21 protein-coding genes are annotated in these 26,429 nt (G+C 66.1%); 9 read left to right on the top strand and 12 right to left on the bottom strand.

The window, feature by feature from the left end:
• Positions 1-95: 95 nt before the first annotated feature.
• Positions 96-1,748, top strand: a complete 1,653-nt coding sequence (locus tag SMD14_RS19490; RefSeq protein WP_321214742.1) for an MDR family MFS transporter — start codon at positions 96-98, stop codon at positions 1,746-1,748.
• 203 nt (positions 1,749-1,951) lie between these two features.
• Entirely contained in the window at positions 1,952-3,391 is a 1,440-nt protein-coding gene (locus tag SMD14_RS19495; protein WP_157240339.1) for a sugar porter family MFS transporter, read from the top strand.
• Between the two features lie 83 nt (positions 3,392-3,474).
• On the opposite strand, the gene SMD14_RS19500 is transcribed toward SMD14_RS19495, so the two are convergent.
• The 4 genes from SMD14_RS19500 to SMD14_RS19515 all read right to left on the bottom strand — a co-directional run bounded on the left by SMD14_RS19500 (position 3,475) and on the right by SMD14_RS19515 (position 8,102).
• Positions 3,475-3,966 (bottom strand): GNAT family N-acetyltransferase, encoded by a 492-nt coding sequence (locus SMD14_RS19500; protein WP_321216316.1) that lies wholly within the window; start codon positions 3,964-3,966, stop codon positions 3,475-3,477.
• A 177-nt stretch (positions 3,967-4,143) separates the two neighbouring features.
• The gene (locus SMD14_RS19505) at positions 4,144-5,307 is read right to left on the bottom strand and encodes a mannitol-1-phosphate 5-dehydrogenase (RefSeq protein ID WP_321214743.1); all 1,164 of its coding nucleotides are present in this window, start codon (positions 5,305-5,307) and stop codon (positions 4,144-4,146) included.
• Positions 5,307-7,298 (bottom strand): PTS mannitol transporter subunit IICBA, encoded by a 1,992-nt coding sequence (locus tag SMD14_RS19510; protein ID WP_321214744.1) that lies wholly within the window; start codon positions 7,296-7,298, stop codon positions 5,307-5,309. The genes SMD14_RS19505 and SMD14_RS19510 overlap by 1 nt, the downstream gene beginning before the upstream one ends.
• A 75-nt stretch (positions 7,299-7,373) precedes the next feature.
• Positions 7,374-8,102, bottom strand: a complete 729-nt coding sequence (locus SMD14_RS19515) for a TetR/AcrR family transcriptional regulator (protein WP_321214745.1) — start codon at positions 8,100-8,102, stop codon at positions 7,374-7,376.
• Between the two features lie 162 nt (positions 8,103-8,264).
• On the opposite strand from SMD14_RS19515, the gene ptsP reads away from it, so the two are divergent.
• Entirely contained in the window at positions 8,265-9,950 is a 1,686-nt protein-coding gene (gene ptsP / locus SMD14_RS19520; protein WP_321214746.1) for a phosphoenolpyruvate--protein phosphotransferase, read from the top strand.
• Between the two features lie 24 nt (positions 9,951-9,974).
• On the opposite strand, the gene SMD14_RS19525 is transcribed toward ptsP, so the two are convergent.
• A complete protein-coding gene (locus SMD14_RS19525; RefSeq protein WP_157240333.1) occupies positions 9,975-10,757 on the bottom strand; it encodes an alpha/beta fold hydrolase in 783 nt (260 codons plus the stop codon).
• 48 nt (positions 10,758-10,805) lie between these two features.
• Between SMD14_RS19525 and SMD14_RS19530 the strand changes: the two genes are divergently transcribed.
• The gene (locus SMD14_RS19530; protein ID WP_157240331.1) at positions 10,806-11,213 is read left to right on the top strand and encodes a helix-turn-helix domain-containing protein; all 408 of its coding nucleotides are present in this window, start codon (positions 10,806-10,808) and stop codon (positions 11,211-11,213) included.
• 12 nt (positions 11,214-11,225) lie between these two features.
• Here the strand turns inward: SMD14_RS19530 and SMD14_RS19535 are convergent, their stop codons facing one another.
• Entirely contained in the window at positions 11,226-12,446 is a 1,221-nt protein-coding gene (locus SMD14_RS19535) for a helix-turn-helix domain-containing protein (RefSeq protein ID WP_321214747.1), read from the bottom strand.
• A 233-nt stretch (positions 12,447-12,679) separates the two neighbouring features.
• Between SMD14_RS19535 and ald the strand changes: the two genes are divergently transcribed.
• Positions 12,680-13,798 (top strand): alanine dehydrogenase, encoded by a 1,119-nt coding sequence (gene ald, locus SMD14_RS19540; RefSeq protein ID WP_321216317.1) that lies wholly within the window; start codon positions 12,680-12,682, stop codon positions 13,796-13,798.
• A gap of 69 nt (positions 13,799-13,867) precedes the next feature.
• Here the strand turns inward: ald and SMD14_RS19545 are convergent, their stop codons facing one another.
• The 6 genes from SMD14_RS19545 to SMD14_RS19570 all read right to left on the bottom strand — a co-directional run bounded on the left by SMD14_RS19545 (position 13,868) and on the right by SMD14_RS19570 (position 22,074).
• Complete coding sequence (locus SMD14_RS19545) at positions 13,868-14,932, bottom strand: Gfo/Idh/MocA family oxidoreductase (protein ID WP_321214748.1); 1,065 nt, start codon at positions 14,930-14,932, stop codon at positions 13,868-13,870.
• A gap of 210 nt (positions 14,933-15,142) precedes the next feature.
• Entirely contained in the window at positions 15,143-16,846 is a 1,704-nt protein-coding gene (locus tag SMD14_RS19550; protein ID WP_321214749.1) for an ABC transporter family substrate-binding protein, read from the bottom strand.
• Between the two features lie 52 nt (positions 16,847-16,898).
• On the bottom strand, positions 16,899-19,136 hold the full coding sequence (locus SMD14_RS19555) for an ABC transporter ATP-binding protein (RefSeq protein ID WP_321214750.1): 2,238 nt from the start codon (positions 19,134-19,136) through the stop codon (positions 16,899-16,901).
• Positions 19,133-20,122, bottom strand: a complete 990-nt coding sequence (locus tag SMD14_RS19560) for an ABC transporter permease (protein ID WP_321214751.1) — start codon at positions 20,120-20,122, stop codon at positions 19,133-19,135. The genes SMD14_RS19555 and SMD14_RS19560 overlap by 4 nt, the downstream gene beginning before the upstream one ends.
• A 2-nt stretch (positions 20,123-20,124) precedes the next feature.
• Positions 20,125-21,108 carry an ABC transporter permease gene (locus tag SMD14_RS19565; RefSeq protein ID WP_157240320.1) on the bottom strand — a complete coding sequence of 328 codons (984 nt, stop codon included), beginning with the start codon at positions 21,106-21,108 and terminating at the stop codon, positions 20,125-20,127.
• A gap of 357 nt (positions 21,109-21,465) precedes the next feature.
• Positions 21,466-22,074: a helix-turn-helix domain-containing protein gene (locus SMD14_RS19570; RefSeq protein ID WP_321214752.1), complete on the bottom strand. Its 609-nt coding sequence runs from the start codon at positions 22,072-22,074 to the stop codon at positions 21,466-21,468.
• Between the two features lie 123 nt (positions 22,075-22,197).
• Between SMD14_RS19570 and SMD14_RS19575 the strand changes: the two genes are divergently transcribed.
• The 4 genes from SMD14_RS19575 (at position 22,198) to SMD14_RS19590 (ending at position 26,399) form a co-directional block, all read left to right on the top strand.
• Complete coding sequence (locus tag SMD14_RS19575; RefSeq protein WP_321214753.1) at positions 22,198-22,755, top strand: NADPH-dependent FMN reductase; 558 nt, start codon at positions 22,198-22,200, stop codon at positions 22,753-22,755.
• Positions 22,756-22,867: 112 nt separating this feature from the next.
• Positions 22,868-24,112 carry a non-homologous end-joining DNA ligase gene (ligD, locus tag SMD14_RS19580; protein ID WP_157240315.1) on the top strand — a complete coding sequence of 415 codons (1,245 nt, stop codon included), beginning with the start codon at positions 22,868-22,870 and terminating at the stop codon, positions 24,110-24,112.
• Positions 24,113-24,239: 127 nt separating this feature from the next.
• Positions 24,240-25,010, top strand: coding sequence for a hypothetical protein (locus SMD14_RS19585; protein WP_321214754.1), 771 nt, complete (start codon positions 24,240-24,242; stop codon positions 25,008-25,010).
• Between the two features lie 96 nt (positions 25,011-25,106).
• The gene (locus tag SMD14_RS19590; RefSeq protein ID WP_321214755.1) at positions 25,107-26,399 is read left to right on the top strand and encodes a PLP-dependent aminotransferase family protein; all 1,293 of its coding nucleotides are present in this window, start codon (positions 25,107-25,109) and stop codon (positions 26,397-26,399) included.
• Positions 26,400-26,429: the final 30 nt, after the last annotated feature.

Here is a 26,429-nt window from a genome sequence, read left to right on the forward strand (position 1 = left end):
AAGTTTTTTCGGCTGCCAGGAATAGGACCCGGCGTAAGATAGTTACTGAAAGCAACTATCAATGCTTGATCCTCTTCCTTACCCCTGGAGCAGCCATGTCCAAAACCCCCGCCGCGCGCGCCGCCGGAGAAACCCTGACGCAGCGCCAGATTGTCACCGTGATGGTGGGCCTGATGCTGGGCATGTTCCTGGCGTCGCTGGACCAGACCATCGTGTCCACGTCCATCTACACCATCGCCAACGACCTGGACGGGCTCTCGCTCCAGGCCTGGGCCACCACCGCCTACCTCATCACCTCCACGGTCAGCACCCCGCTGTACGGCAAGCTGAGCGACATCTTCGGCCGCCGCCCGCTGTACCTGACCGCCATCATCATCTTCCTGGCCGGTTCCCTGTACGCCGGTTCGGTCCACTCCATGACGGAGCTCGCCATTGCCCGGGGTATCCAAGGCCTGGGCGCCGGCGGCCTGCTGGCCCTCGCGCTGACCATCATCGGCGACATCGTGTCCCTCAAGGACCGTGCCAAGTACCAGGGCTACTTCATGTCCGTGTTCGGCATCTCCTCCGTGCTCGGCCCCGTGGTGGGCGGCGCGTTCGCCGGTTCCGCCACCATCCTGGGGTTCGACGGCTGGCGCTGGGTGTTCTTCATCAACCTGCCCATCGGCCTGGCAGCGCTGGCAGTGGTCTTCCTCTTCCTTCACCTGCCGGCCAAGCACGTGAAGCAGAAGATCGACTACTGGGGCGCGGCGGCCATCACCCTGGCCATCGTGCCGCTGCTGCTGGTGGCGGAGCAGGGCCGCAGCTGGGGTTGGGCTTCCTTCAACTCCTTCCTTTGCTACGGCTTGGGCGTGGTGGGCATTGCCTGGTTCCTGCTGGCCGAAAAGCGTGCCGGCGACTACGCCCTGATTCCCCTGCGGCTCTTCCGGAATGCCACGTTTGGCCTGTCCTCGCTGCTGAACTTCATCATCGGCATCGGCATGTTCGGCGCCATCGCCATGCTGCCGATGTACCTGCAGCTGGTGAAGGGCCTCACCCCCACCGAGGCCGGCCTGATGATGATCACCTTCACCGTGGGCATCCTCACCGGGTCCATCACGGCCGGGCGCACCATCTCCTCGTCCGGGACCTACCGGATCTTCCCCATCCTGGGCACGGCCATCCTCACCGCTGCCGCCACGGTCATGGGACTGTCCCTCGGGGTGGACACCGGACTGTGGGTTCCCGGCGTGATCGCGGTGTTCTTCGGCATGGGCCTGGGCTTCTGCATGCAGCCGCTCACCCTGGCCATGCAGGTGTCCGTGCCGCGCCGCGACATGGGCGTGGGCACCTCCTCAGCGGCGTTTTTCCGCTCCATGGGCGGCGCGGTGGGCACTGCCGTGTTCATCTCCATGCTGTTCAGCCTGGCGGCGAGCCGGATCGCGGACAGCATGCGGGCCGCCATGGAGAGCCCGGACTACCAGGCAGTGCTCCGCGACCCGTCCGTCGCAGCCGACCCCGCCAACGCCAAGCTGTACGAATTCTTCCGGAACGGCGCGTCCAACGAGTCCCTCAACGACACCAGCTGGCTCCACACCGCCAACAGCACGCTGACCCGTCCCATCACGGAGGGCTTCGCCTACGCCATCGACGCAGTGATGCTCACCGCGGCGGTGCTCACCGGCGTCGCGTTCCTCATCAGCTTCGCCCTGCCCGACAAGAAGCTCACGGACCAGTTGGCCGCCCCGCAGGAGCCCGCGGCGGTCCACTAAGCTGACCCGCGCCAAACAGGGGACGACGACGGCGGCGCGCACCGCCGTCGTCGTCTTCTGTTTCGAAGGGCGTCAGTCCGTAAGTGGAACCGCGGGCGGTGACGTGCCACACTGTGTAGCGCGTGTGCGCCGGCCGTCTCGGCCGGTACCGCAGCCGACGACGTCCGCACCGCATCCACCTAAACCCAGACCAAGGGAGAACCATGCCCACTGCACAGGAGCAGACAACCGCACGGATACCGCAGCGGGTGATCTGGCTGGCGCTCGCAGGGGCGGTGGGCGGATTCCTGTTCGGCTTCGATTCGTCGGTGGTCAACGGCGCGGTGGATGCCATGAAGGACGAGTTCGCACTGTCCGAGGCCGTGACCGGCTTCGCGGTTGCCATCGCCCTGCTGGGGTGCGCTGCCGGCGCGTTCCTTGCGGGCAAGGTAGCGGACCACTACGGGCGCATCCCCGCCATGAAGCTTGGTGCGCTGCTCTTCCTGGTCAGCGCGCTGGGCACCGGCTTTGCCTTCGGCGTCTGGGACCTGATCTTCTGGCGCCTGGTGGGCGGGCTCGGAATCGGCCTGGCTTCGGTGATCGCCCCCGCCTACATCTCGGAGATCTCCCCGCGGCACGTCAGGGGCCGGCTGGCCTCGCTGCAGCAACTGGCCATCACCACGGGTATCTTCGCAGCGCTGCTGTCCGATGCGCTCCTGGCCACCAGCGCCGGCGGCGCGGACCAGCCCTACTGGCTGGGGATCGAGGCCTGGCGCTGGATGTTCCTGGCCGCAGCCCTGCCCGCCGTGGTGTACGGCTGGGTAGCCTTCACCCTTCCCGAGTCCCCGCGCTTCCTGGTGTTCCTGGGCAAGGAGGATGAAGCGCGTGCGGTCTTTGATTCGATTGCTCCGGCAGAGGACACAGACCGGCACATCCGGGAGATCCAGGACGCCATCGAGGAGGACAAGCTGGCGGGCCAGAAGGGCTCCCTGCGCGGCAGGACCTTTGGCCTGCAGGCAGTGGTATGGGTGGGCATCGTCCTGTCTGTTTTGCAGCAGTTCGTGGGCATCAACGTGATTTTCTACTACTCCACCACCCTGTGGAAGGCCGTGGGCTTCGAGGAGAAGGACTCCCTGGCCATCTCGGTGGCCACGTCCGTCACCAACATCCTCGTCACCCTGGTGGCCATTGCCCTGGTGGACCGCATCGGCCGCCGGCCCATCCTGCTGGCCGGTTCCGTGGGCATGGCCGTATCACTGGGCGCCATGGCCCTTGCCTTCTCCACCGCCGTGGGCTCCGGTTCCGAGATTTCCCTGCCCGGCGCGTGGGGTCCGGTGGCCCTGGTGGCTGCGAATGTTTTTGTGGTGAGCTTCGGCGCGTCCTGGGGACCGCTGGTGTGGGTGCTCCTGGGCGAGATCTTCCCGTCCAGGATCCGTGCCCGCGCCCTTGGCCTGGCTGCGGCCGCGCAGTGGGTGGCGAACTTTGTGATCACGCTCAGCTTCCCCGTGATGGCCGCCGGCTCGCTGCCGCTGACGTATGCCATGTACGCGCTGTTCGCCGCGGCGTCGTTCTTCTTTGTCATGTTCAAGGTGCCGGAGACCAACGGCATGTCCCTGGAGCAGGCGGAGACCCTGTTCGTGGCCAAGGGCTCGAAGAAGGCCTAGCGCCCGCCCCCGTTCTGCACCCTTCAACGGGCATTGCACCCCGGAACGCCCGGGTGCATTGTCCGTTTGCGGGTGCGCAGCGATCAGAGCGGAAGCTTCATGCCTTCATGGGAGGCTTCAAAGCCGAGGCGCTCGTAGAACCGGTGTGCCCCTGTCCGCGTCTTGTGGGTGGTCAGTTGCATGAGTGTGCAGCCGCGGCGCCGGGATTCATCGATGGCCCACCGCACCATCAGGTTCCCGAGCCCTTTGCCACGGAGGCCCGCGGCCACCCGCACGCCCTCGATCTGCGAGCGCCAGGCGCCCTGCCGCGACATACCCGGGAGGAAACTCAGCTGGAAGGTGGCCACCAGGGGACCGTCCGCTGCGCCGTCCGGCACGAACTCCCCCACGACCAGCAGGTGGCAGGGGTCGGCGTCGATCGCTTCCATGGCGCGCTCATAAGGCGCCATGTCTTCCCGGCGCTCCCGCCCTGCGCCCAGCGAGTCATCCGCGAGCAGCTGCACAATGGCCGGAAGGTCTGCGGGTGCGGCGGGGCGGAGGCGGAAGGTCCCGCCGTCGACGCCGGCGGTCAACAGGAAGGGCTGGGCACCTGGGTTGCGAATCACCGGACCAGCATTCCACACGTGGGGACATGACAAATCACGACGCCGGCACTCGGGTGAGTGCCGGCGTCGTGATTGCAGGAGGGTTGGGGAAAACCCGCGTTATCTGCGAGAGGGTTGGCGAAAAAGCCGCAGGAAGTGCGAGAGCGTTCAGGCCGGGGCGCTGGCCGCCTCTGCCTGCCGCTCTTCCACCAGCGTTGCCACGGCGTTGAACAGCGGATGGTCCGGTTCCAGGCCGGTAATGCGGGCGGTGGCCTCCGCCGGGCTGGAGGACGCCAGGATCCCCTCGAGTTCCGTCGCTTCGGCGTCGGCGGGATCATTGAAGCGCAGTGCCGCCGCGATGGCGCCCAGGAGCGCCTCGGGCACAATGCCACGTTCCGCGAGTTCGGCCGCGGGGCCGATGAACCGTTCGTGCCGGCTCAGCTTCCGCAGCGGGGCACGGCCCACCCGGTGGACGGTGTCCGGCAGGTAGGGGTTGGAGAACCGGACCAGGATCTTCTGGACGTAGGCTTCCTGCTCGTCGTTGCTGAAGCCGTGCTTGCTGACCAGGAGCTGTTTGGTTTCCTCCAGCACTGCCCGGACATCCTCGGCCACGTCCTGGTCAGCCATGGCGTCGGAGATCTTCTCCAGGCCCGCCTCGAACCCGAAGTAGGCGGCCGAGGCGTGGCCGGTGTTGACGGTGAACAGCTTCCGCTCGATGTACGGCGAGAGGTCATCCACAAAGGTGGCCCCCGGGATCACCGGTGCGGAATCACCGAAGGCGGAGCGGTCGATGACCCATTCGTAAAAGGTCTCCACGGTGACGTCCAGGCCCTGCCCGGGTTCCTGGTTGGGCACGATCCGGTCCACGGCGGTGTTGGCGAACACGGCTTTCCCGTCCAGCGCCCCGGCGGCGGCCCCCGGCTGGGAGGCCACCTCCTTGGCAAGGATGTCCGTGGCGTTGATGGCGTTTTCACACGCCATCACCTGCAGCGGCGGAAGGCCGGGTTCCCGTGCCACGATGCCCCTGGCAATGACGGGTGCCACGAACTTCAGGATGTGCGGGCCCACTGCGGTGGTGACGATGTCCGCCGTCGCGATTTCCGCGACGAGCTCCGCTTCCTGCGTGGTGGAGTTCAGCGCCCGGAAATTGGTGACTGTCCGCACTGCAGGGTTTTCCCCCACCTCGTGTACGGCGTAGCTGTCCGCTGCAGCGAGCTGGTTGATGAGTTCCTCGGCAACGTCCGCGAACACCACCTCGTAGCCGGCGTCGTGCAGGAGCAGCCCAACAAAGCCGCGGCCGATGTTTCCAGCTCCGAAATGTACAGCCTTCACTATGCGTTGACCTTTCCGAAGAGCTCCAGGACTTCATCCACGGAGGTGGCAGCCTCAAGCCGGGCAACCTGTTCCTTGTTGGTGAAGACCTTTGCGATGGAGGACAGGATGTGCAGGTGTTCGTTGTTGACTCCTGCGACGCCGACGACGAACTTGACCTGCTTGCCGTTCCAGTCGATGCCCTCCGGGTAGCGGATCACGGACACCGCAGACTTCCGGATGTGGTCCTTGGCGGCATTGGTGCCGTGCGGGATGGCCAGGAAGCTGCCCATGTACGTGGACACAGACTGCTCCCGCTCGTGCATGGCTGCGATGTAACCCTCGTCCACGGCACCCCGGTCCAGCAGGAGCCGGCCGGCCTCGTCGATGGCGGCGTCGCGCGTGGTGGCCGATCCCTCCAGCACCACGCTCTCGCGGGCCAGGATCTCATGGGTGCCGGCACCGGGGGCTGCTGCCACCGGAGCCTCGGCTGCGTCGGCACCGCCCGCCTGCCCGCCCTCGGTGTTGCTCTCCCGCACCAGTTCCACGATCTCGTCGTAGCGCGGGCTGCTCATGAAGTTGTCCACCGAGTAGTGGACGGCACTGGACGTGGCCGGCTTGGCGCGTTCGGTCAGGTCCTGGTGGGTGATCACGACGTCGTAGTCGTCGCGAAGGTTGGCGATGGCCGCGTTGGTGACCTTGACGTCCGGGAACCCGGCCGCCTTGATCTTGTTCCGCAGCACCGAGGCGCCCATGGCACTGGAGCCCATGCCGGCGTCGCACGCGAACACGATGTTGCGCACCGGACCGGCCAGGACGGCCACACCGCCCGCGCCGGCAGCCGCACCGGCGCCGGTCAGGGTGGAGGCTACTGAGCTCTTCTTGCCCTTCATCTGTTCCATCTTTGAGGTGGCGTCACTGAGGTCCACTTCGTCGCTGTGCTTGGTGGTCTTCATGATGATGGAGGCCACCAGGAAGGAGGCCGTCGTGGCCAGCAGGACCGCGAGAATCACTCCTAGGTAGCTGTCGCGGGAGGTCTGGGCGAGCACGGCAAAGATGGAACCGGGGGCGGCCGGCGCCACCAGTCCCGAACCGGTGATGGCCAGCGTGGCGATGCCCGTCATGCCGCCTGCGATCGCAGCAAGGATCAGCAGCGGGCGCATCAGGACGTACGGGAAGTAGATTTCGTGGATGCCGCCCAGGAAGTGGATGATGGCTGCACCCGGGGCGGAAGCCTTTGCGGCTCCCCGGCCAAAGAACATGTAGGCGAGCAGGATGCCCAGGCCGGGGCCCGGGTTGGCTTCGAGCAGGAACAGGATGGACTTGCCCTGCTCCAGCGACTGCTGGACGCCCAGCGGGGTGAGCACGCCGTGGTTGATGGCGTTGTTGAGGAACAGCACCTTGGCGGGTTCGATGAAGATGCTGGTGAGCGGCAGCAGGCCGTTGTCCACCAGGAACTGGACCACGTTTCCGGCGCCTGTGCTGAACGCCGAAACCAGGGGGGCGATGCCGTAGAAGCCAAGCATGGCCAGCAGGGCGCCCCAGATGCCGGCCGAGAAGTTGTTGACCAGCATCTCAAAGCCGGGACGGATCTTGCCGTCCCAGATCGAGTCGATCTTCTTCATGGTCCAGCCGCCCAGCGGGCCCATGATCATGGCCCCGATGAACATGGGGATGCCGGCACCCACAATCACGCCCATGGTGCCGATGGCGCCCACCACGCCGCCGCGGACGTCGTAGACCATCCGGCCGCCGGTGTACGCAATCAGCAGGGGCAGCAGGTAGGTGATCATCGGCCCGACGAGGCCGGTGTTCGGCTTTCCGCCCGTCTCGCCAAAACCGCCCAGCTGGGGCACGGGCAGCCAGCCCTTTTCAATGAACAGGGCGGTGATAAGGCCCCAGGCAATGAAAGCGCCGATGTTGGGCATGATCATTCCGGACAGGAAGGTCCCGAACTTTTGGACGTGCACGCGCGCGCTGGTGCGGGGCTTTGCAACTGTCTCTGTTGCCATGTGATTTCCTAACCGTCATTCCTGCTGCTCCGCAGGATGGTCCGATACTTACGACGACGTAGTGCCGGCCTGGATTCAGCCGGCCGGGCTGGTGGAGATGCGGTGGAGCCATTCGAGGAAAAGCTTGAGTTCCGAGCTTGAAAGCTGGTCAGAGTGCGAGGCCTGAAGTGCGGCGTTCAGGGCGATCGCTGCCACCACTACCGAGGATTTCCCGGCGCCGCCCGGGGCCGGGCCGCTGGCGGGCTCGGCTGACACCGCAAAGATCATGGCGTCCCGGGTCATGGTGGACAGTTCGAGGTTCCGTTCGGAGGCGGGCTCCGCAATCAGCATCAGCGTCACCCCCACGTTGGCCGCCAGGATTGACCTGGCCGCTTCCCTGGGCTGGACGTTCAACTGGCCTGCCGCCGCTGCCTTGTTCAGCATCTCCTCCATGAGCGCCTCGGCATCTGCGACGATTGCCGGGCGGCTTTCCGGTCGGATGTTGCCGAACATGACCAAGTACAGTTCCGGCTGTTTCAGCCCGAACTGCACGTGGTTGTCCCACATTCTCCGGATGTCCTCAAGCGGCTGCCCGGAGGGGGCGAAGTCCCTTTCGCCCGCTACATATTCTTCAAACCCTGCGGTGACGACGGCGTCAAACAGACCTTCCTTGTCACCGAAGTGGTGGTACAGGGTGGGTGCTGTAACCCCCGCCAGCTGCGTGATCTGGCGCGTGGACACGGGAGCACCCCCCGAGTTTGCCAGCAGCTCCGCGGCAGCACGGAGCAGTCGCATTTTGGGGGGAAGCTGGCCATCCAAACTCATAACCGCTACCCTAGCACCTATAGCATTGCTATATGAACTGAATCACATACAATTTTTTTCAGGCACGTTTCCCGCCTCCGGACGTAAGCAGTCCAACGGCGGACCGGCATGGCGCCGGACGTATCGGCGGGCCTGGCAACCGGCAGAGAATGAGGACCTTCAGTGCAGAACTTCCCAGGAGTAGGCGTCAGCCCAGGCCGCGTCATCGGCACCGTCCGGCAGATGCCCAAACCCATCAGCGAACCTCCTGCCGGCGAGCAGCTGGCGGCAGGGACCACCGCGGAGGAAGCAACCGCAGCCCTGAAGGCGGCATCCCAGGCCGTGCACGATGAACTGAAGCACCGTGCAGCCCACGCCACCGGTGACGGCAAAGCCGTCCTCGAAGCAACCGCCCTGATGGCCAAGGACACCATGCTGATCAAGGGGGCCGCCAAGCTGGTTGCCCGCGGCACGTCCGCCGAACGCGCCATCTGGGAGTCCGGCTCGTCGGTCTCCGAAATGCTCCACAACCTGGGCGGCTACATGGCAGAACGCGCCACCGACGTCCTTGATGTCCGTGCCCGGATTGTCGCCGAGCTTCGGGGCGTGCCGGCACCCGGCATCCCGGCATCCAGCACCCCGTTCGTCCTGGTGGCGGAGGACCTGGCCCCGGCGGACACCGCCACCCTTGACCCGAACAAGGTCCTCGCGCTCGTCACCGCAGGCGGCGGCCCGCAGTCCCACACGGCCATCATCGCCCGGTCCCTCGGCCTCCCCGCCGTTGTTGCCGCCGTGGGTGTTGATGAGCTCCCCGACGGCACCGAAGTCTATGTGGACGGCGCCGCCGGCAACATCACCTCCGAACCGGACGAATCCCTGCGCGCAGCAGCGGAGGCGTGGGCGGCCACGGCTTCCCTGCTGGCCGAGTTCAGCGGCACGGGCGCGACGGCGGACGGCCACCTGGTGCCGCTGCTCGCCAACGTGGGCGGCGGCAAGGATGCCGAGGCGGCCGCCAAGCTGGGCGCCCAGGGCGTAGGCCTCTTCCGCACCGAGTTCTGCTTCCTGGAGCGCGACACCGAACCCAGCGTCGAAGAGCAGGCCGCGGCCTACAAGAGCGTATTTGACGCCTTCCCGGGAAAGAAGGTGGTCCTGCGCACCCTCGACGCCGGGGCCGACAAGCCGCTCCCGTTCCTGACCGACTCCACCGAGCCGAATCCTGCCCTGGGTGTCCGCGGCTACCGCACGGACTTCACCACCCCCGGTGTCCTGGACCGCCAGCTGGAGGCGATCGCACTTGCGGAGAAGCAGTCCGACGCGGACGTCTGGGTCATGGCCCCCATGATTTCGACGGCGGAAGAGGCCGCCCGGTTTGCCGCGATGTGCGCGGACGCCGGCATCAAGACCCCCGGCGTGATGGTGGAGGTCCCCTCCGCCGCCCTGACCGCCGAGGCCATCCTTCGCGAAGTTGCCTTCGCCAGCCTGGGCACCAATGACCTCACCCAGTACGCCATGGCCGCAGACCGCCAGCTCGGCCCGCTCGCCAACCTCAACACGCCCTGGCAGCCGGCCGTCCTGCGCCTCGTGGGCCTGACCGTTGAAGGATCCCGCGCGGAAGGGAACAACAAACCCGTGGGCGTGTGCGGTGAGGCGGCTGCCGACCCTGCCCTCGCCGTCGTCCTTACCGGCCTGGGCGTAAGCACCCTGTCCATGACGGCCCGCTCCCTTGCTGCCGTGGCAGCAGTGCTGAAGACCGTCACACTCGAGGAAGCCCAGCAGCTGGCCAAGCTGGCACTGTCCGCTCCCAGCGCCACGGAAGCGCGGGCCTGGGTCCGGGAGAAGCTGCCGGTCCTGGAGGAACTCGGGCTCTAGCGGCGCCGTCCGGCTCGTGCCGTCCTAGGCGGTCACGCCGAAGCCATCCAGGGCACGGACCCAGCCGCTGATGGTCTCGGCCGCCGTTCCGGGGGCGGTGTGCTGCAAAACGTGGCCTTGTCCCGGGATTTCAGCCATTGTGCCCTGCTGCGCAATGGCGGCGAGGCGTTCGCACCAGGGGCGGCGCGCAATGGGATCCTTGGCGCCGCGAAGGACCAGGACGGGCTGGCTGACGGCGGCCAGCCTTTCCTCCATGGGGTAGTCCATCATTACCGGAAGTTCCGTGAGGTACCAGCGCGGTCCCGCCCTGAAGTAGTCGCTGAACACGAGGGCGTTCGATGTCAGGCTCTCCCGCAGGAGTGCATCGCGGGTAAGGGCCAGCGCCTGCCTGGTGACGGTCTTCCTGGGGGAATCCACCACCGGCCCCATCAGGACGGCACCGGCCGCCCTGGCAGGTTCCCGGAGCGCCAGTTCCACTGCGAACTGCGTGCCCATGGAATGACCCACAACCACATAGCTGGAAACGCCGGAGTCAGCCAGGACAGCGCCCACGAACTCCGCAAAATCATCGATCTGGAGCTGGCGGGGCGGCCTCGAAGCCTTGCCGAAGCCCGGGAGGTCGAACGTATAGACGTCCGCCTCCTCGGCCAGCTCAAGATGGAGCCGGGCCAGGTAACGGTGCGAAACTCCGATGCCGTGCAGCAGGACGTAGGCAGGCCGGTTTGGGGCTCCCGCGGGGAGGACTGAGGCGTACAGCCTGCCCCGGAGTCCGCCCGCTTCCACGTCCCGGCCGCCAGTAAGTTCCATTTGCCGAGCTTACCCCCGGGGCGGGGTGGCCGCCGGTAGGCTGGGTGCATGGCACTGATAGCTCCCCGGGTAACTGGCGCCCTCCCGTCGGAGGATGCTGAGAAGCTGGGCCGGGCGCTTGCGGGCAGCGATGACATCACCGTCTTCGTGGACGGCACGGTCCATCGGCTGCCGCCACTGGCGAGGGACGCCGTCGTCGACCTCCTGCACCGCTTCAGCCGCGGCGAAGCGGTGACCGTCAGCAGCGTGGAGGACATGCTCACCACGTCCAAGGCAGCCGAGCTGGCGGGTATTTCCCACACGTACCTCCGCAACATGACGGACCGCGGGGAGATCCCGGTGGAATATCGCGGCACCCACCGGCGGATACCGCGGGCCGCCGTCATGGCCTGGCTGGAGGGGCAGAAGAAGTCCGAACAGGGCGACGACGCGGAGGGTCCCGGGAAGGACGCCTAGGTTCTGCCCGCCCTAGATCCGTGGCCGGCCCGCCCAGCGTCGCATCTTCAACGCTGCATGGAGCTCCAGGCGGGGCATCCCCTTGAGCGGATCAACGCCGAGCAGCTGGCGGATCCGGCCCAGCCGGTTGTAGATGCTGCTGCGGTGCAGGTGGAGCTTGGTGGCCACGTCCTGGACGGAGCCGTCGTTGTCGTAGAGAAGTTCCAGGACCGGCAGAAGCTCCCCGTTGCGGTCCTGGTCCTCAAGCATGCGGAAGTAGACCGAACCCGAGTCAGCCCAGGCACTCGCGCCTCCCCCCGCGGACGCAAGCAGCTGGTAGACGCCCGTGGCCCTGCAGTCCACGAGTTCCCCGAGCTGCGGGTCCACGGCGGCAGCCTGGGCCGCCAGCTTGGATTGGCGGTACGCCGCGGCGAGCTCACGCGGCCGGCCGAAGCCCTCGCTGATGCCCAGAATGATGCGCTGCACCGGACGGCCGGAGCGCTTGGCAAGCTCCAGCTGGTAGTGGACCAGCACCTGGGCGTGGTTGGCCCGGCCGGACAATTCGCGGAACAGCACGACGCAATGGGTGTCCGTGCCGGCGCTGAACAGGGCAGCGTCGACGCCGATGGTCGCCTGGAGCGCGGCAGAGCGGTGGATGAGGGTGGAGGCGATGGGGTCGGATCCGCCGGACCAGCCATCGGCGTCGAGCACTGTCACCACCTGCCAGGGACCGCGGCCCTGGATTTCCTTCCAGCCTGCAATGGCGGCCACGGCGTTTGGCTCGCCGGCGCAGGCGGCCAGGAACTCCCGCTCACGCCCCCGCCGGAATTCAGACTCGGCCGTGTTCGAATCGAGCAGGAGCCCGGAAAGCGTTTCAAGCTCGTGGTTGACGGCCGGCAACTGGGTGAGGATCGCCGTCGGATTTTCATCGGCGGAGTCCTGCTGCACCCACAGGTACCCCACCCGGAAGCCGCGCACCATCAGCGGTACGCACACCCGGCCCAGCATGCCCAGGTCCTGGTTGGCCGGCACCACCACCGGACGGACGGCGGTGGCGATGCCGTGCGAGAGCTGCCAGGCGCTGACGTCGGCCGGGACTTTCTTGCTCAGCAGGAAGTTGACCCGCACCCGGTCCGCGTGGGACTGGTTGGAGCTGTAAGCCAGCAGCACCCCGTCCAGGTCCTCCAGTGACAGGCCACGGCCCAACTTCTGAGCCACCTGTTCAACCAGCTGTTCCACACCCTGCTGCTGCATGGGCCAACATTACTGCCTGGGCAGCCTCCGGGACGAACGGACACGAGGCGACACCTGCCGCCCCACGGCTCGACAAATGTCCAGCTGATAGGAGGAAAATTCCCGGAAATACGCGGTTTCTTCGCTAGCCGCTGCTTGGTCTCGTGTCGGCTGGCTCACAACCGGATTTATCGTTGATATACGAAATCCTTCCGCACTTTCCGGCTTATCAAGCCGAGAACCTGGAGCCCACGATGATCATCGGCGTCCCCAAAGAAATCAAGAACAACGAGTTCCGGGTGGCCATCACCGCCGCCGGCGTCCACGAGTTCCGCACCCATGGACACACGATCCTGGTGGAGCGCGGGGCGGGACTCGGTTCGGGCATCACCGATGAGGAATACGCCATTGCCGGTGCCGAGATCGTCAATGAGGCTGACGACGTCTGGGCCCGCGCCGACATGGTCATGAAGGTCAAGGAGCCCATCAAGGCCGAGTACCACCGCTTCCGCAAGGGCCTGATCCTCTTCACCTACCTCCACCTCGCCGCGGAGCCCGAACTCACCCGCGAGCTCATCAACTCCGGCGTCACCGCCATCGCCTACGAAACCGTCCAGGAAGGCCGCAGCCTGCCACTCCTGGCGCCCATGTCCGAGGTAGCCGGCCGCCTCTCCGTCCAGGTGGGCGCCTCCTCACTGATGGCCCCCGCCGGCGGAAAGGGCGTCTTGCTGGGCGGCGTCCCCGGCGTCCGCCCCGCCAAGGTGGTCGTGTTGGGTGCAGGTGTTGCAGGCACCAATGCAGCGGCCATGGCCCTGGGCCTCGGCGCCGACGTGACCATCATGGATATCGACATCCACCGCCTCCGCGAGCTGGATGCCCAATACCAGGGCCGGCTCAAGACGGTGGCATCCAACAAGTATGAGATCGAAAAGTCAGTGGTGGACGCTGACCTGGTGATCGGCTCGGTCCTGATCCCCGGCGCCAAGGCCCCCAAGCTGGTGACCAACGATCTGGTGGCCCGCATGAAGCCGGGCTCGGTCCTGGTGGATATCGCCGTGGATCAGGGCGGCTGCTTCGAGGACACCCGCCCCACCACGCACCAGGAACCCACGTACAAGGTGCACAACACCATCTTCTACTGCGTGGCCAACATGCCCGGCGCCGTGCCGAATACCTCCACGTACGCCCTGACCAACGTCACCCTGCGCTACGCGGTGGCCCTCGCCAACCTGGGCGTCAAAGCAGCGTTCGACCGCGACCCCGCCCTGGCCGCGGGCCTGAACATCGCCGCCGGCCACGTGGCACACCACTCCGTGTCCGAGGCACACAACCTGCCGCTCGTCGCCGACTGGCACGAACTGGTTTCGGCTTAAGTAGTCCATCGATTGCTCCGTACGCGTCGTTTTGAACCCCCTGAACGACACTTACGGAGCAATCGATGCTTAATGCGCGAGCTTTCGTGCTTCTTCTATTAGTTTGAGGGCCTCGACGGCGTCTTCCGGCTTCACCGGAAGGGGCAGGGCTGATGCCGTGCCGCCGTCGAGGATCTTGTCCGCGAGGATCCGGTAGAACTCGGGGTAGGCGCCGCGTTCGGTGGGCAGGGGGTCGAGGTGGCCATCGCGGCCCAGCAGTCCTGCCCACTCCGGAGCCTCCTCGCCGTACTCGGCGTCCAACGGGCTGCCGCCCGCGGCAATGTACGGCTCCTGCGGGTCTACGCCTTTCTTGGTGAATCCGCCAACGGAACCCAGCACCCGGAACCTCGGTCCCTGCTGGGCGCACATCATGTTCATGGTCAGGTGGCTCAAAACACCGCATTCGTGCCGAAGTACCAGGAACACGTCGTCGTCCGCCCGCTCGTCCGACCTGCGTGCCTTCAACTCTGCGTGGACCACGGAGGCCGGGCCAAAGAGCTGGAGTGCCTGGTCGATCAGGTGGCTGCCTAGATCGAACAAGGTACCGCCGCCCTCCGCCGCCGTGGCACGCGCCTTCCAGGCCTTCGCGATGGCCGGGGACCACCGCTCGAAGCGGGACTCGAACCGCGTGACCTTGCCCAGCGCGTCAGCCGACAGGAGTTTTTGCACCGTCAGGAAGTCGCCGTCCCACCGCCGGTTCTGGAACACCGTCAGGACCCGCCCCAGCTCCCCTGCCAGCGTGATCAACTCCCGGCCTTGTCCACTGGTCACGGCGAACGGCTTGTCCACCACAACATCCAGGCCTGCCTCCAAGGCAGCCTTGGCCAGCGGGTAGTGGGTGGCAGGCGGCGTTCCCAGGACCACGAGGTCCACTTCGTCCGCGCGGGCAAGGACCGCATGGCCGTCCGGCACTGTCCTCACCCCCGGATACCGGGCGGTTGCCGCGGCGTCCCTTCCGGCGTTGGAGGTGGCAATGAGGTCCAGCGAAAAACGGGGGTCCGCCGCTATCAGGGGAGCGTGGAACACACTTCCCGAAAGCCCGAAACCCACGACGGCGGTACGGATGGTGCGCTGCGAAGCTGGGTCCCCGGTCATATTCCTACGCTACTCCCGCAGGCCTGGATGCGAGACGCCGAAATGGGGGCCTTAGGTGAGAGAGCATTCCAAAGAAACCCACGTTAAGTGAGAGAGCATTCCAAAGAAACCCACGTTAAGTGAGAGAGCGTTGAGGGTTCGGGCAGACGGCGAAGGCCGGCACCCCCTGTCCCCAGGGAGTGCCGGCCTTCGCTACAGAGCGGGTGGGGTCTACTTCTTTTCCCAGCCGATGGCGGTCCAGTCCGGAACCTGGGACAGGCTGCGGAACAGGGACGGGCCGTAGTTGGCCAGGCCGGTACGGACGAAGGAGATCTGCGGGCCGTTCATGACCACGCCCATGGAGAAGTACTTCGCCATGTGCTCCTTCTCCACCTCCATGGCCGCCTTGTTGCGCTCGGCGTTGTCCTCGATGGAAGCCAGGTCGGCAATCTTCTTGTCCAGTTCGGCGTCGCCCAACTGGTTCTCGTTGGTCTTGGAGTCGTAGTACTGCTTGACGGCTTCAGTGGCGTCCGCGCTGACGGTGTAGCCGGAAACGCTCATATCGAACTCCCGGGAACCCAGCACCTTGCCGAAATCGGCAGAAGCCCGCTGGTCGATTCCAACATCCATGCCGCCGGCCTGCAGCTGCTTCTGCAGGGTCTGGGTGAAGGCAAGGGTGGTGGGGTCGTCACCGAAGTTGCTGATCTTGAAGGCGGCAGGCTTTCCGTCCTTTTCCATGATGCCGTTTGCATTCGCGGTGTAGCCGGCGTCGGTCAGTACCTTCTTGGCGGCGTCCGGACCGGTTTCCTTCACGGGGTAGTTGTCCTGGTAGTACTCGGAGAAGGGCAGCAGCATCATGGAGCCGGAGCTGGGCTCTTCCCAGTTAAGGCCGTTGAAGCGGACCTTCCGGAGGGCTTCGCGGTCAACGGCGGCGAATATCGCCTCGCGGACAGCCACGTCGGTGATGCGCTGGGCGTTGAGGTTCATGCCACCGGCGAACAGGCGCTGGCCGCGGCGGACCTCGGAGTCCTTGGTGCCGTCAAGCTGCTTGTAGAGGGAGATGGTGTTGGCAGACATGGCGTCGATCTCGCCGTTCTTGAAGGCTGCGATCTGGGCGCTGGTTTCCAGCTGTCGGAACACGACACTCTCCAACACCGGCTTGTTGCCCCACCACTTCTCGTTGGGCACCAGGGATACCGTCTTTGCGGCGGCGTCGTACTGGTCCACCTTGAAGGGCCCTGCCATCCATTCAGGGTGCAGTTCGCCGTTGAAGCCCTCGTTGAAGATTTCGGGGCTGTTCACGGCCGGATGGATCAGTCCGGTGAAGAGGGAGTCCAGGGGGTAGACCGGCCGGCTCGTCTTGACGATGACTTCCTTGTCATTGCTGCCGGCCTCCACGGATTCAACGAACTCGTAGTTTCCTGAGCTGACAATGTCGTAACCGGCGTCCGGGCTCTTGAGGATGTTCCAGGTGTTCTGGAAGGCCTTGACGTCAATCGGCGTGCCGTCGTTGTACGCGGCCTTCTCATTGACCGTGATGGTAATGGTCTGCTTGCCGTCTTCTACCTTGTTTTCCACGGACTCGCAGAAGTCCTTGTTCGGAGTCACTTTTCCGTCGAAGGCAATGTCCCAGCATCCCCAGGTTCCCGCCTGGTCGATGGGACGGTGCAGCGCGGTGTTGTCCGCGCTGTTGCCGTTGTTGGAGAACCCATTGAAGTCCGGGCCGATGTTGCCCAGCGGAAGGGTGACCTTGCCGCCCTGTTTAAGATCGGCCGCAGGCTTCTCATTGATGCTGATGAGCTTGGACAGGTCGCTGCCTGCCTCCTGGCCCTTGGCCGTTTCCGGCCCGGTGGACCCGCCACCGCCGCCGCAGGCAGTCAGCGCCAGAGCTGCGGCAATTGCCGCCGCTCCGCCGATCCTGTTCAGATTCCTCATGGTGTTCCCTTCGTTGGTGCGAGTGGTGGTGCTGGTGATGGGCCGGTAAAACCTAGGATGCATGGTGGTCCGCCGCGTCATGGACCACCAGCATGTCCTCGTCCAGCTCCCCGTCGGGGAAGAAGCAGGCGAAGCGTTGGTCCAGGGCGGGCAGCGGGTGCGCCGCCAAGGCCTGGGCCGCCGGCGACGGCGGTACAAGCTCCAGGGGTGGTTCAAGAGTCAGGCATTTTTCCTGCTTCGCCGCCGGCAGCGCTGCGAAAACGGGGCAGCGCGTGGCGAAGTTGCAGCCCTTGGGGGCGTCCAGCGGCGAGGGCAGCTCCCCCCGGAGAATGATGCGTTCCCGCGTGCGTTCCAGCTGCGGGTCCGGAACCGGGATGGCCGAGAGCAGGGCGCGGGTGTAGGGGTGGCGGGGGTTGTCGAACACGCGGTCCACCTCGCCGATCTCCACGATCTTCCCCAGGTACATCACGGCTACCCGGTTGGAGATGTGCCGGACCACGGAGAGGTCGTGGGCCACCAGAAGGTAGCTGAGGCCCAGTTCGGCGCGGAGCTTGTCGAGGAGGTTGATGACGCCGGCCTGGACGGAGACATCCAGGGCGGAGACAGGCTCGTCCAGGACAACGAGCTTCGGGTTCACGGCCAGGGCGCGGGCTATTCCGATGCGCTGGCGCTGGCCGCCGGAGAACTGGTTGGGGAAGCGGTTGACGTGGTCCGGCTGCAGGCCCACCAGCTTCATGAGCTCCATGATGCGCTTCTTGATGGCCTGCCGGTCCATGCCCGCGTTCTGGAGCGGCTCGGCGAGCACTTCATAGACCGTGAATCGCGGATCCAGTGCGCCGGTGGGGTCCTGGAACACCATCTGGAGTTCACGGCGCATGGCGCTCTTGGTCCGGGCATCGGCGGCCTGCTTGTTGCTGATGCCGCCAATCACCACTTCGCCATCCTGGTCCTTGTGGAATTCCATGATTTCCAGCAGCGTGGTGGTCTTGCCTGAGCCGGACTCCCCCACGATGGAGAAGCACTCCCCTTCGCGGATATCGAAGGTCAGTCCGTCCACTGCCTTGATGGTGCCGATCCGCTTCTTGAGCAGCGCGCCCCGGGTCAGCGGGAAGTGTTTGCGCACGTCTTTGAGCTGCAGGACTGTTGAGCGCTCCGCCCGCGGGATGGCGTCGAAACGTGAGACGGGCACGGGCGGGGCGGCGAAGACATCGTGGGCATCAACGTCACCGCCCAGGGACTCCGATTTGATGCAGGCCGCGCTGTGGTACGCGCTGCCCGGTACCGGGAGGAGCGCCGGTTCGCCGTCGAGGCACGCGTCCTCCGCGAGCGGGCAGCGGGGGGCGAACGAGCAGCCGGTGGGTGTGTGGACCAGGTTGGGCGGCATTCCCTCAATGGGGACCAGCGATGCCTTTTCCGCGACATCAACGCGGGGTACGGCGCCGAGCAGGCCCATGGTGTAGGGCATCCGCGGGTTGTAGTAGAGGTCATCCACTGCACCCGTCTCCACCGGCCTGCCGGCATACATCACCATGATGTCGTCAGCCATGCCGGCCACCACGCCGAGGTCGTGCGTGATCATGACGACGGCGGCGCCGGTCTCCTCCTGCGCGGTATGCAGCACCTCCAGCACCTGGGCCTGGATGGTCACGTCCAGGGCCGTCGTCGGCTCATCCGCGATGAGGACCCGCGGGTTGTTGGCGATGGCGATGGCGATCATCACCCGCTGGCGCATGCCGCCGGAGAACTCGTGCGGGAAGGCCCTGAGCCGCTCCTTGGGGCTGGGAATGCCCACCATGGCAAGAAGTTCGACGGCGCGCGCCTCCTTCGCCTGCTTGCTCATGGTGGGGTTGTGGATGGTCAGCGCCTCGATGATCTGCGTGCCCACCGTGTAGACGGGCGTCAGGGAAGACAACGGATCCTGGAAGACCATGGCCAGCTCATTGCCGCGGTACCCGCACATGGCTTTGTCGCTGAGCCCCAGCAGTTCCTTGCCCTTGAGCCGGACCGAGCCGGTGACCTCGGCTGTGGCGGGGAGCAGGCCCATGATGGCGAGGGACGTCACCGACTTGCCGGAGCCCGACTCACCCACGATGCCCAGCGTCCTTCCTGGCATCAGGTCGAAGTCCACTCCCCGGACGGCGTGCACCACGCCGTTCTCGGTGTTGAAGCGGACGTTCAGGTCCCGGACGGACAGGACTGCGTCCGTGGGCGCGTGCAGGCCCGCGACGTGCAGCCGCTCCACCGCTGACTGGGGCTGCCCAACCGGACCGGCGGCAGTTTCGCTGCTCATGAGGCGTTCCCCTTTACGCGGGTTTTCAGGGCGGTGCGTTTCCTGGCGCTGCCGGATGAACTTGAGCTGGGGTCGAAGGCGTCCCGCAGGCCGTCGTTCATCATGGCCAGGGACCCGGTGAGGAGGAACATGACGGTCAGCGGCACCCAGAACATCCAGGGGAAGGTCTGCACCTGGGACGTGGCGCCGCCGATCAGCACGCCGAGGCTCACATCCGGAACCTTGATGCCGATGCCGATGAAGGAGAAGGCCACTTCCGCGAGGATGGCACCGGTAACGCCGCGGGTGATGTCCAGGACCAGCAGCGATCCGATGTTGGGGACCAGGTGCCGCCACACGATCCTGCGCGCCGGGACGCCCATGTACTGGGCGGCCTTGACGAAGTCCCGCTGCATCAGTGACATGGACATGGACCGGATCAGCCGTGCCGTGCCCATCCAGCTGAAGACGAGCAGCACGATGATGAGCAGCAGCCACGACGGCAGGTTCCGCCTGAGCCCCTCACCTCCGCCGCTGGTGGCCACCGCCACTACCAGGAGGGCCGGCATCATGATGAGCGCTTCCAGGATGAAGAGCATCACCTTGTCCACCTTGCCGCCGAAGTAGGCCATGGTGCAGCCGTAGACGGCGGCGACGAGGACAGAAACGAGACCGACGATCAGGCCGATCAGGATGGAGATCCGCGTGCCTTCCACCGTCATCGCGTAGAGGTCTATGCCCGCCTGGGAGGTCCCCAGGAAGTGCTCGGCCGACGGCGGCATGCCGATGTTGAAGGGGTCGATGGTTTCCTTGTCCCATTGGGTGAAGTATCCGCCCACAAAGGAAAAGAGGGTCAGGGCAAGGAAGATGCCAAGGCCCGCCACGGCCGTCTTGTTCCGCATGAAGCGGCGGAAGATGATGGTGTTCTTGCCAATGACGACGTCGGCGTTCTCCAGGTGCGCGTCCTGCGCGACGGCGGCCGGATCCACTGCATTGAGGTTGGTCACGGCTACTGCACCCGCACTCTCGGGTCAACAAGGGTGGTGGCGAAATCCGCCAGGATGGCGCCCAGGGCGAAGATGACCGAACCGTACGCCAGGGTGGCGGTGGCGGCATTCACGTCCTGGAGCGAGATGGCGTCGATGCTCCACGAACCCACGCCCGGCCACGCGAAGATCTTCTCGGCGAAGAAGCCGCCGGCAAAGATGGCCGGGATGGTGAAGGCGATGCTTTGGGCCACCGGGATGAAGGAGACGCGCAGTGCATGCCGGGAGATGGCCTGGTTGCGGGTGAGCCCCTTGGCGCGGGCCGTCCGGACGAAGTCCGCGTTAACGTTGTCCAGGAGGTACTGGCGCTGGGCGATCTGGTAGGACCCCCAGCCCACCAGTGTGATGGCCACCGTGGGAACGGCGTAGTGCGCGAGCATGTCGATGAACTGGGCCCAGCCCGGCTCTATGCCGGGTGTGGAGATGCCGGTGACGAAGAAGATGCGCTCGCCCACGGTTTCGTTGATGTTAATGGCACCCAGCTGCACCAGGAAGTAGGCAATCGGGGCGGGAACGATGTAGGCAAGGTAGCTGTACGAAGTGATGGCCCGGTCCTGGAACTTGTACTGGCGTGCGGCCGAGTAGACCCCCAGGGCCACGCCGATCACCAGCGTCAGGATGATGGAGGCCAGGAAGAGCCGCGTGGAGATCCAGACACGGTCTCCGAACTCGGCGTTGATGAAGGCGCCGTTGGGGCTCCGGCCCCAGTCCCAGCGAGTCACGATCCCGGTCAGCCATTCGACGTACCGTTCCCACGGGCTGAGGTCTGGATCGAGGCCCTTCAGCCGCATGGAGTTTGCCACCTGCTCGGGGGTGGGGCGGGGAATCCGTTCCTGCTCAAGCAGCGCGGGCTTCAGGGAACTGACCGCCAGGAAATACCCGGCCGAGGTAGTCAGGAAGATCATGAAGATGTACGTGATGCCGCGCTTGGCGAGGTACCTGAGCATGGGGCGCTATTTCCGTTTCGCCGCCACGGGCCGGGGGAAGGAGCACAGCGGTATCCACTGGCGCGCCGGGTTCTTGGCCCTGTCAACAATCACGTGCTGGATCCTTCCGTCATCCCCGGTTCAGCGGGGGTTGTGCCGCGTCATCGGGTCCTCCACCAGCGGGTAGCTGGCCTCCCGCAGCCTTGGCAGGCCAGGTCCTGATGGACTATGTCGCGGGTCACATTCCAGAGGAAACTATCACAAGCCCCGAGCGAAAATGCGGGCGGACGCCCGGAAAGCTACCCGCCCGTATCAGATCGTTATGAATAAGTTTGTGAAGTTCGTGTGACTGGACGGCCGGCACGAAACTGGCGTAATCTACGCGCCGCGGACCACCCGTGTGACAAGCTCCCGCCACGAAGCCGCCAACCGTTCGGGGGTAACTCCGTGCACCCTCACCAGGGTCAGCAGCCGCTCCGGATCAAGGGTTGCGCTCAAGGATCCCGCCATCAGCCAGGGGTCGGGCTCGAATCCCTCGTCCCGGAGCAGCACCTCGATATGGCGGTGCCAGAGCGCCGCGGGAGGCGCTTCGAAGCGGCCCCGGGCTGCGTTCTCCGCCGCGAGCACAAGCTCGCCGAATTCCATCACGTAGGCGATTCTTTCGGCACCGAACGCGATGAGCCGTTCCAGCCCCGGAGCGCCCGGCCCAAGCGGCGGCGGTCCAAACATGAAGCGCGCCTGGAAGGCAGCCTCCGATTCACTCAGGAGGGTAAGCATCAGCCCGGCCCGGCTGCCAAACCGGCGGAAGACAGTGCCTTTGCCCACACCGGCGTGTTCAGCGAGCCGGTCCATGGTCAAGCCCTGGGCGCCGCACTCCTCAATAAGTTCCTGCGCAGCCTTCAGCAGGCGTTCCCGGTTCCGCGCGGCGTCGCTGCGTTCAGGGGAGGGCTCCGGGGTCAGGCCGGGCCGCAGTGGGATGAAGCTCACATCAGCTATTCTAAGGCCCGGGAATAATAAGCGGACTACGGTCCGTTTATTCTGGTGAAGGCAGTAACTGCCCCAGCTTTCTAACGGCAGCGGCCCTCCCGCAGCCCTGATCCAGGAGTTCCCATGACCAAGAGCACCGTCCTCACCCTCGTCGGCAGCCTCCGCGCCGACTCCACCAACCAGAAACTTGCCGAGGCAATCCAGCTGAACGCACCGGAGCAGGTGGACGTGGTGATCCACGAGAGCCTGGGCAACATTCCGTTCTACAACGAGGACATCGACGTCGAGGGCCAGGTGCCCGAGGCGGCTGCCGCGCTGCGCGCCGCCGCCAATGAGGCGGACACGCTGCTGCTCGTCACTCCGGAGCACAACGGCACGGTGCCGGCCGCCCTGAAGAACGCCATCGACTGGCTGTCCCGCCCCTTCGGCGCCGGCGCCCTCGCCGGCAAGCCCACCGCCGTCGTCGGAACTGCCTTTGGCCAGTACGGCGGGGTCTGGGCCCAGGACGAGGCCCGCAAGGCTGCAGGCATCGCCGGCGCCCGGGTTCTCGAGGACGTCAAGCTCGCCGTGCCCGGCTCCATGGTGCGCTTCGCTGAGATCCACCCGAAGGACGACGCTGAGGTGGTGGAGCAGATCAAGGGTGTGTTCGACGCCCTCGCGGCCGCCCGGCCGGCAGCCTAGCCAGCTGGCCGTCCGCGGTGCCCGGTGCAGAGATCTGCGCCGGGCACTTCGGTTTAACGCGGCGGCCGCTCCCGCTCTGGCTGCCGCATCCGATCGTTGCTAGCGTGACGGAATGAGCCCGTCGAAGACCCCGGCCGAGACCCTTTCCATTGCCGGGACAGAAGTCCGCATCTCAAGCCCCGACAAGATGGTGTTCCCGGAACCGGGGCTGACGAAGCTGGACCTGGTGCGGTACTACCTTTCCGTCGCGGAGGGCGCACTGCGCGGTGCAGGCGGGCGGCCGATGGTCCTCAAGCGCTTCCCCAAGGGCATCGGCGCAGAGCCGTTTTTCCAGAAGCGCGTGCCGGAAAACCACCCGGACTTCATTGACACCGCAACACTGCACTACGCGTCCGGGACATCGGCCGAAGAGGCGGTCATCCGGGACGCCGCCGGCCTGGCCTGGGTGGTGAATCTCGGGTGCCTGGACCTTAACCCGCATCCCGTGCGCGCCGAGGACCTGGAGCACCCCGATGAGCTCCGCGTGGACCTTGACCCGATGCCGGGCGTGGACTGGTCGCAGATCGTCGACGTCGCCTATGTGGCGCGGGAGGTGCTCGACGACGTCGGCCTGGCGGGGTGGCCAAAAACCAGCGGCTCGCGCGGGCTCCACATCCTGGTGCGGATCGCGCCGCAGTGGTCCTACCGTGACGTCCGGCTCGCCGCAGAGACCCTCGCCCGTGAGGTTGAGAACCGCGCTCCGGGCCTGGCCACCGCGCGGTGGTGGAAGGAGGAGCGCGGTGAGAGTGTGTTTGTGGACTTCAACCAGAACGCCAAGGACCGCACCGTGGCATCGGCCTACTCGATCCGACCCCTGCCCGACGCCCGGGTCTCCACGCCGTTGACGTGGGATGAAGTCCGCTCCGCCCGGCCCGAACAGTTTACGGTCCTAACAGTGCCCGGGCGCTTCGCTGATATGGGCGACCCCCACGCGGGGATCGACGACGCCGTGGGCACCCTGGATGCACTCCTGGCCCTGGCTGCCGAGCTGGGACCCGCCGAGAAGGCGCCGCGTGCCGGGGACGGCTCCGGCCGCCGGCAATCGGTGATGCCGCTCATCGAAGTGGCCCGGACCAGGACCAAGCCCGAGGCGCTGGCCGCCCTTGGGGAGTGGAAGTCCCGGCATGCCGGCCTTGTCCAAGACCTCCATCCAGCAGACGTCATGGTGGACGGGATGCGCGGATCGAGCTCGCTCTGGTACCGGGTGCGGGTGAACCTGCAGCACGTCCCGGAGGCGGAGCGCCCGGAGCAGGAGGAACTCATTGCGGACTACGATCCATGGGAGGGCAGGGTATGGCCGGGCCAGCCGACGTCCTGACTGCGGCGCTGCCTGCCGCGCTCCCGTGACCAACTCTTATCCCAACCGGTACCTTCCCGGCATTCCCGCTCCAAAACCCCGGCCGTAACGTTAATCCACCGGACCGGACAAGGATTGCGGTGCAGGCATGCCAGCAGGGTGGAATGCAGGAGAACGCAGGGCCAGGCTGCGGGCAGCAGCAGTGGCCAGCCTCACGCTTCCATTGTGGCTCGGCGCCTGCGTAGTCCAGGCCCCCCAGGAGCCCAGGCAGGCGCCTTCCGCCCCGCTGGCAGTCAACAGGGGCGCGACGGCAGAAGCCCCGCAGTCCCTTACCCCCGCACCGCAGCCCCGGGACGCCGCGCCGCCGGAGGCTCCCGCCGTGCCGCCGGACTCATCCGGCCCCGCTGCCGGACCGGACGCGCCGGCTACATCCGTTCCGGCAACCGGCAGCTCCGAAGCCGGGGCGGCGCAAGCTGGGCTCCCGGACGGCACCATCCATGGCGAATCCGAGGCCGGCACGGTCACCGCGTACTACGTGCTCGTGGACGACGGCGGCAGGAACGGAGTGCGCTTTGGCTGCAATGACAGCCTGGTGGGCATAGCCCACGCCGGCCCTGCCGCGGAGGCGCTTCCTGCTGCCATCGGCGCGCTGCTGGACCCGCCCGGGGAGGCGCTGTCCGAGCATGAACCGAAGGCCTACAACGCCCTGTCCGGGTCGCGGCTGAAGTTCCTTTCCGGCAGCTTCGACGGCACCACCGTCACGGTGTACCTCACCGGCGTCCTTAGGCCCGGAGGGACCTGCGATGTGCCCCGCATGGAAGCACAGCTCACGCAAACAGCCGTAGCGGCCGCCGACGCCATCAGGGCAGAGATCTACGTGAACGGACGCAGCCTGGCGGAGGCGCTGGAGCTCGACTAGGGCTGCCCTGCTTCCAAGGGCCGGGCACACAACCCGGGTGACTCATTGATATACAGGTGTTGCTTTTTAGGCAACACTCCGCGGTATCCTGATGATGTGACCCACGAAACACTTGACGCCGCAGCAGGGACGCTGCCGGCCGAAGCCATTGATGCCATCGAGCGGGCGGCAACCTCCGCCCACCGCCATGAAGAACTGTTTTCAGCACGCGCCGCGAACATCCGACAGTCAGCGGTGAGGGATGTCTTTGACATTTCCATGCGTCCAGGGCTTGTCTCGCTTGCCGGCGGAAGCCCCTACCTGCAGTCCCTCCCGCTGGACCGGCTCGCCGCGACGGCCGCGAAAATCATCGCCGACGACGGGCTGACCGCACTGCAGTACGGCAGCGGGCAAGGATCCGAGGAGCTCCGCGCCCAGATCTGCGAGGTGATGGCGGCAGAAGGCATTCTCGACGCCCTTCCGCAGAACGTGGTGATCACCGCCGGTTCGCAGTCTGCGCAGGACGTGGCCACCAAGGTCTTCTGCAATCCGGGCGACGTGGTCCTCGTGGAGGAGCCCACCTACGTGGGCGCACTCAACACCTTCGAGGCGTACCAGGTGCAGGTGGAAACCATAGGGATGGACCAGTCCGGCCTGGTGCCGGAACTGCTGGAGGCGCGGATTGCCGCCCTCCAGACGGCCGGAAAGAACGTCAAGTTCCTGTACACCATCCCCAACTTCAACAACCCCTCAGGGATAACGCTGGCCAAGGAGCGCCGCCAGCAGGTGGTGGACATATGCCGCAAAGCGAATATCCTGGTGATCGAGGACAACCCCTACGGCCTGCTCCGCTTCGGCGGTGAGCCACTTAAGCCGCTCCGCGCAGAAAACCCGGACGACGTCATCTACATGGGTTCCTTCTCCAAGATTTTCGCCCCCGGCCTGCGGATCGGCTGGGCCCTGGTTCCCGAACACCTGCAGCGCCGGTATTACCTGGCAGCCGAGGCCGTGACGCTCTGCCCGCCGGCCTTCAACCAGATGCTGGTCTCGGCGTACCTCCGCGACTATGACTGGAGGGGCCAGATCCAGACCTACCGCGAGCTGTACGCCGAACGCTGCAGCGCCATGCTCGCCGCCCTGGCCGAGCACATGCCGGCCGGAACCACCTGGACCAGCCCCGAGGGCGGCTTCTTCGTATGGGTGACCCTCCCGGAGGGGGTGGACACTTATCCCCTGTTGCAGAAGGCGATCGACGCCGGAGTGGTGTTCATCCCCGGGGCCGCCTTCACGCCGTCGGACGAACCGTCCAACAAGCTGCGCCTGGCGTTCAGCGCCGTGCCCCCGGAAGCCATCACCGAAGGCGTGCGCCGCCTGGCGCCGGTGCTGCAGGAAGCCATCGCCGCGCTGTAGCCTTGGCCTGACCAAGCGCCACCGAAACCA

It is taken from the genome of Pseudarthrobacter oxydans (assembly GCF_034258515.1).
Classification (GTDB): domain Bacteria; phylum Actinomycetota; class Actinomycetes; order Actinomycetales; family Micrococcaceae; genus Arthrobacter.